The sequence below is a fragment of the Streptomyces sp. NPDC052036 genome, assembly GCF_040680495.1.
Taxonomy (GTDB): domain Bacteria; phylum Actinomycetota; class Actinomycetes; order Streptomycetales; family Streptomycetaceae; genus Streptomyces.
Window position 1 is genome coordinate 1 of sequence record NZ_JBFAWW010000047.1, and the last position, 5867, is coordinate 5867.

Annotated in this window: 5 protein-coding genes; all 5 read right to left on the reverse strand. The window is 70.5% G+C overall.

Translation table 11 applies throughout. From position 1 onward, the window contains the following. Positions 1-197: 197 nt before the first annotated feature. A complete protein-coding gene (locus AB0L95_RS36850) occupies positions 198-1007 on the reverse strand; it encodes a type VII secretion system-associated protein (protein WP_365169962.1) in 810 nt (269 codons plus the stop codon). Positions 1008-1218: 211 nt separating this feature from the next. Continuing rightward, positions 1219-1578 (reverse strand): hypothetical protein, encoded by a 360-nt coding sequence (locus tag AB0L95_RS36855; RefSeq protein WP_365169965.1) that lies wholly within the window; start codon positions 1576-1578, stop codon positions 1219-1221. After that, positions 1568-2014: a YbaB/EbfC family nucleoid-associated protein gene (locus tag AB0L95_RS36860; protein WP_365169968.1), complete on the reverse strand. Its 447-nt coding sequence runs from the start codon at positions 2012-2014 to the stop codon at positions 1568-1570. Before AB0L95_RS36860 ends, AB0L95_RS36855 begins: the two co-directional genes overlap by 11 nt. 174 nt (positions 2015-2188) lie before the next feature. Beyond that, positions 2189-5482 (reverse strand): hypothetical protein, encoded by a 3294-nt coding sequence (locus AB0L95_RS36865; protein WP_365169971.1) that lies wholly within the window; start codon positions 5480-5482, stop codon positions 2189-2191. 143 nt (positions 5483-5625) lie between these two features. Continuing rightward, positions 5626-5867: hypothetical protein (locus AB0L95_RS36870; protein WP_365169974.1), on the reverse strand; the 242-nt coding region annotated here is incomplete at its 5' end.

The following is a 5867-nucleotide window of genomic DNA, read 5'->3' on the forward strand; positions in this document are numbered from 1 at the left end:
ATGCGGTCCGACGCCCGGCGGCGGCCCACACCGCCACCCCGGTCAGGCACCCAGGGCCGCCGAACAGCCGGAAGGCCCAAGTCAACAACAGGGCCAGCCGGCCACCAACCTCCGCAGAGAAGATCACGAACTCACGTACACCGGGATCTGCACTCACGTACACCGGGATCTGCACTCCCGGCCAACAGCCCTACGGCTCAGGACAGTTCCCGCGTGCCCGGGTCAGCCGCGCCGTCGGCCGGGCTCTCCGCCTCCGAGTCGGCCGGCAGGATGCCGTCCAAATCCCCGAACCAGGCGTTCTCGTCGTCCGTCCGGGCGACGGCGGTCATCGACTCGCGCAGGACCTGCGGCTCCACCGTCATGCTCACCGCGCCGGAGGCGTTCAGGTAGATCAGGTGCTCCTCGGGAAGCTGGTCGAGCAGCTCCCCGATCCGCATGGGCTTGAAGGACAACCGCCCTGCCGCGTGAAGGTGGTCCGGGGCGGTGAACACGGGCACGATCGGGGTCTGGTCGTCCGGCGCGACGGCGGACAGCAACCCCCCGCCGGGTGCGAGGAACACCGCGACCTCAGCGGTCGCCAGGGCCCGCGTCACGTCCTCCGCCGAGCCGTAGCCGGTCGCGGCGAGCTGCACCGCGGCGTCCACCGGGTCGGTCGGGTCGGGCCACTCCAGGGCCTTGGGAGACGGGCGGTACTCCTCATTGTCCCGCCACTCGACGATCTCGCCCTCAAGGTTGGAGCGCCACTGGCCGACCATGGCCCAGTCCGGCGGGGCCCCCTCCCCCGACCAGGTCGGGTCGATCATCCCGAACCAATGGTCGGGCGCCTGCCTGGCCGCCTCGCGGATGTGGTCCGGAACGGGCGGCATCGCCTCCGCGTCGGACGGTACCTGCCCGGTGACCTCCTCGGCCCCTGACTCCGCCGGCCGGCCCGACGACTCCGCCGCCGCCTCGGCCGCCGGCTTGGCCGACTTCCGCGAGGAACCGCTCTTATCCGAGGTGCCGCTCATCTGTACTCCACCGTCTACTCGTGCGGGACTGCTCATACGGCGGACCGGACGCGCCGGCCCGGTCGTTCCGTGCCACGGGCCCGCGGCGTGATCGGGTCGTGCCCCGACTTCCGGCGTGCTCGGCATACGCCGTGGGCCCCGGGGTTGCGGTGCCGCCGCCTCTTCCGTGCCTCACCGTCGTGCCCGGCCGCACGGCCGGATCCGTGGCCGCCTAGGGATTCTGGTCGGTGTCCGACTTCAGATACTGCCCCGCCGACCCGGCCTGCTCCTCAACCTGCTCGAAGACCCGGATCAAGTCGCTGACCTGGTCAGCCGCGGTGTTCAGCCCCTTGCCGCCCTTCAACGCAGCGGTGATCACGTCGCCGTGCGGGCCCTGGTACTGGGCGTAGAACTGCTCACCGGTCTTGTCGTTGCCCCACGGCTGTCCGTACGACTGGCTGACGTTCTCGAGACTCTCACCGGCCGACGTCAAATGGCTGGCGAATTCCAGCAACTTGGCGATGGCGGGTCGCAGCTTGTCCGTGTCGACTCTCAGCGGCTGGCTCGACCCCTGCGACTGGTCATCGGTCACGGCGGCCACCGTCCTCCGTCACACCGAGACCGTGGTTTACGTACGCGCGCACGACGTCCGGCAGGTCCAGCTCCTCGGGCAGGACGGACCGCGGATCGAACCGCCCCTGGAGCAGGTCGGCCGGCGAGATCCCGCCCAGCATCCCGCCCAGAGCGACCTCGGACACCTTCGACAGTGCCTGGGCACGCGCCTGTTCGATGGCGGTGAGGATCACTTTCGACAGTTCCTTCGGCGCAAGGTTGCGATACGCGGCGGTCGGGAAGTCCAGCTCAGTCACCTGGCCCTGGGCGCCGACGGTGACCTTCACGACCTTGCGGGGCGCGGTGACCGTCGCCTCGACCTCGTTGATCCGCTGCCGGGTCTCGACCGCCTGCTCACGTGCGTCGCGGTACTGGCCCAGCAACTCCTCGATCTGTTCGTCGTACGGAGACGACATCCCGGTTCTCCCAACGCCACACTCGTCCGTCTTCAGACTCCCCGAGTCAACCGCACCCGGTATCAGTCGCCAATCGGACGTGGCGCGAAATGGCCCTGCGTACACCCGTGTCTGCCTGCACGACCAGCCGGTGCTGGGCCGGGCGGGATCCATCACGCACGGCCCGGCGCCGCCTCACCCCCAGACCTCTTCACCCTGGCGCAGCAGATCGGCGATGCTGTTCTTGCCGTCCTCGCCGTCCCCACCCCGGTCCTTCGCGACGACGGCCGCGTTCGCCCGGGGCTCGGTCTCGGGCTCGGGCGCCGACTCGGGCTCGTCGAACGAGCAGCTCAATTCGACGGGCGCCGGTCCGGACGCCTTGGGCCGCCAGGCAACTCGGGTGGGCTCGGTGAAACCCTGCTCGGCGCCGGCCGCCCGGGCGATCGCGGACGCCCCGGCGGCGACCGCCGTCGCGGCGGCGGCGTCCTGGCGGTCGACGTCGGTCACCGCGGTCCCGGCGGCCTCCGCGGTGCCCCGATGCAGGCCGAGCAAGGGCAGGAATGAACCCGCCGTCGAGTCCCACGTGGCCGCGTCGTCAGCCGCGAGGGCTTCGGGAGCCGGCGCCTCCTCGGCCGGTTCCGACTCGAAGGACGCGGCGGGTTCGCCGGACGCCGCCTGGACCGCCTCCTGGTGGCCCGGTGCCTCCACCCCGCGAGCCCCCAGATGGTGCGGCATCGCCTCATGGCGCGGCTGGTGGGACTCCTCGGCCCGCGCCTCGATGGGTCCGTGGTCCTGCGCTGGTACGGCCTGCTGCGCCGAACCTGCCACCGGGTCCGCTCCGTAGGCGGCGGCACCGGATGGGCCGGAGCCGACCACCGAGTCGGGAGTTCCCCATTCCGTGCCGGACGGTCCCCACGCGGTCTCTCCCCACGCCGATCCGGGAGCGCCCTCGGTGGCTCGGGCGGAGGTGTCCGCCGGGTGGGCGCGGCCGCCGACCGGGCCCTCGGACGCGCCCGCCGCCGCGAGGAACGGAGCCCACGCCAGCATCGCGGCTGCGGCCTCCTCGTCAACCGCGGAAGCCGCCGACGACTCGTGGCCCGAGGACGAATCCTGACCCGGGCCGCTGAAGAGGTCGGCGGCGAGGGTCTCGTCCTGCGGGAGCGTCAGGTGGCCTTCGTCGCGGACCGCGCCGTGGGGGGAGCCCACCGCCTGACCGTGCCCGTCCGAGGTGGTCGCCCACGGTTCCGTCGTGCCGAACAACAGGCCCGAGGCGTCGGAGCGTTCGTGCTCCGAGGCGCCCCCGGAGTTCGTACCGCCCACGGGCATCATCGGCATGCCCGGTATCGGCTCGCCCGCCACCGCCTCCTCATCCAGCGGGCTGAGCCCCGGTCCGCCGGCGTTCGTGCCGCCGGTGAAGCCGTCCAGTCCGTCCGACTCCGGGGACGAACCGGCCCACGGCGCGGCATCCCCGCTCAACAGACCCGACGCATCGGAGGCGGCGCGCTCGGAGGATCCGCCGCCCGCGCCACCGGCACCCATGCCGCCCATACCCATCGGCATCATCGGCATCATCGGCATACCGGACTCGACCGGCGCGACCTCCGACGGCACGTCGCCCAACGACGGCTCGTTGGCCATCACGTGGTCACCCGGCAGACTCAGCCCGGGCCCGCCTGCGTCGGCTCCGCCCGTGACCTCGCCCAGACCGTCCGACGGCGAACCCTTCCACGGCGCCGCGTCCCCGCTCAGCAGGCCCGAAGCATCGGACGTCCCTCCCTGGCCGCCGCCGGCACCCGCGCCGCCGGCACCCATGCCGCCCATGCCCATCGGCATCATTGGCATACCGGAGCCGTTCGACACCCCCTCGGTGCCCAGTCCGCCGGCGCCGGGGAATCCGGTCACGGCGTCGTTGGCCGGCGGACCGTCGGCGCTCAGGGAGCGGATGGCCGGCATGTCGGAACCCAGGCCCGTGCCGGAGTACCCGGAGGGCGACGAAAGGCCGCCCTTGAAGGGGGCGCCGGCCCTGGAGGTGTCCAGAGCGGTGTCCTTGTACGGGGTGATGGCGTGCGCCGACGGTTCGGACAGGTGCGTGCCGCCCGGGGAGTTCAGGTTCGTGTCGCCCGTGTACGGCGACACTTTGGTGGACAGCTTCGATCTGTTCGGGGAGGCCGCCGAGCCGTCGCCCAGCCCGAGGTTGGGGAAGGACGCGATCGGTGCGTTGAATCCGGTGGGGCTGTCGACAGGATTCAGCGCCGCGTCCATGGTGGGGTCGAGATGCCCGCCGGGGAACGGCGCCGGGCTCTCCAGTGCGGAATTCGACAGCGGGCCGTCCAGGGTCCCCGCGTGCGGCGAGAACCCGGGCGGCGCCACGGACATGAATTTCGGCGAGTTGGTACCGAAGCCCGGGGCGTTCTCCCCGAGGCCAGGGTCGTTGTTGTGGAATCCGGGGATGTTGGACGCGTTGCTCCCCGAGTCCGGCGAGAACCCGGGCGGCGCCACGGACATGAATTTCGGCGAGTTGGTACCGAAGCCCGGGGCGTTCTCCCCGAGGCCAGGGTCGTTGTTCTGGTATCCGGGGATGTTGGACGGGTTGCCCTCCGTGCCGTACGGGCCGTTGTTCCCCGTGCCGTACGGGTCGTAGGGCTCCATGCCGTACGGGTTGTTGCTCCCCGTGCCGTACGGGTCGTAGAGCTCCATGCCGTACGGGTTGTTGCTCCCCGTGCCGTACGGGTCCGACGGGTTGCCGTAGTACGGCACCGGGTCGTTCGGTCCGTAGCCGTACCCGCCGTTGTCGGGCATCCCCGAGCCCGAACCGATGTTGTTCGGGTTGTTGGGCGAGGTCGGCTGGGCGACCGAGTCCTTCGACATCTCGTAGTGCCCCGCGAGCGTGGTGAGCACCTGACGCATGTCGTCGGCCATCATGGTGGGGATCGGCGGCACCTGGCTGACCGCGATCAGCCCGTTATCCATCAGCGCGCTGGGTTTGATCTTCAACGCCTGCTGCCCGTACCAGTAGTTGATATCCCAGATCTTGGCTATCGCCTCACGCAGGTGCTGCGCGTTGTTCGCCAGTTGCTGGGGGACATTCTCGTCGCCGGTGACACCGCCCGACAGCACGTCGGCCATCGCCTGGGTCTGCTTGGCCACCCCGGCCATCACGCCGTTGAGCGCCTGAGCGGCCTGCCCCTGCCACGGGCCGTTCTCACCGGTCAGCGCGTTCGTCTGGTCGGTGATCGACTGCGCGACCTCCTGCAGCACCTGCTGCGTGTAGTACAGGGTGTTCGCGGCGTCCTGGATGGTCTGCGGGTCGGACGGGTTCGTGACGGAGGATTGGTCGGCGTAGGCGGCACCGCCGGTGATTGCCGCCATGATCAACTTCCAGTTCCAGTGGCTGTAGTCACCGGTGGTGTCACCGGCGCTGGTGGCGATGACACCGTCGCCGGTATTGCTGAAGCCGTCAGATTTGTCGACGCTGTTGGAGTCCGCCATGCGTCCGCGCTCCCATCACCTGAGGGCTGGCGACCGTAGCCCGGTATGCACCAGCCAGATTCCGCTACCCGCCAGGCAACGGCGCCCAGGTCCCCGTCGGTACCAACCATCACCGGGCGCCGTCAAAAGCCTACAGAACAAGACTAGAAGCCGGGCAATCCGGTCTGCACAGGCTCTCCTTGCGACGCGTGGACCGGCCGCTGAGGCACCTCCTGCGACGGGTCGAACGGCTCCGACTGCGACCGCAACTCCGACGACGGCACACCCTCCGAGAAATGCACCGGCTGCTGAGGCGTCACCTGCGACGAATCAAACGGCTCCGACTGCGACTGCCACTGCGACGACGGCACACCCTGCGCCATATGCACCGGATGCTGAGGCGTCA

What these genes read in the sequence shown, in the direction of transcription:
- AB0L95_RS36850 (WP_365169962.1), bottom strand. Translation starts at nt 1,007, where the DNA reads ATGAGCGGCACCTCGGATAAGAGCGGTTCCTCGCGGAAGTCGGCCAAG.
- AB0L95_RS36860 (WP_365169968.1), bottom strand. Translation starts at nt 2,014, where the DNA reads ATGTCGTCTCCGTACGACGAACAGATCGAGGAGTTGCTGGGCCAGTAC.
- AB0L95_RS36865 (WP_365169971.1), bottom strand. Translation starts at nt 5,482, where the DNA reads ATGGCGGACTCCAACAGCGTCGACAAATCTGACGGCTTCAGCAATACC.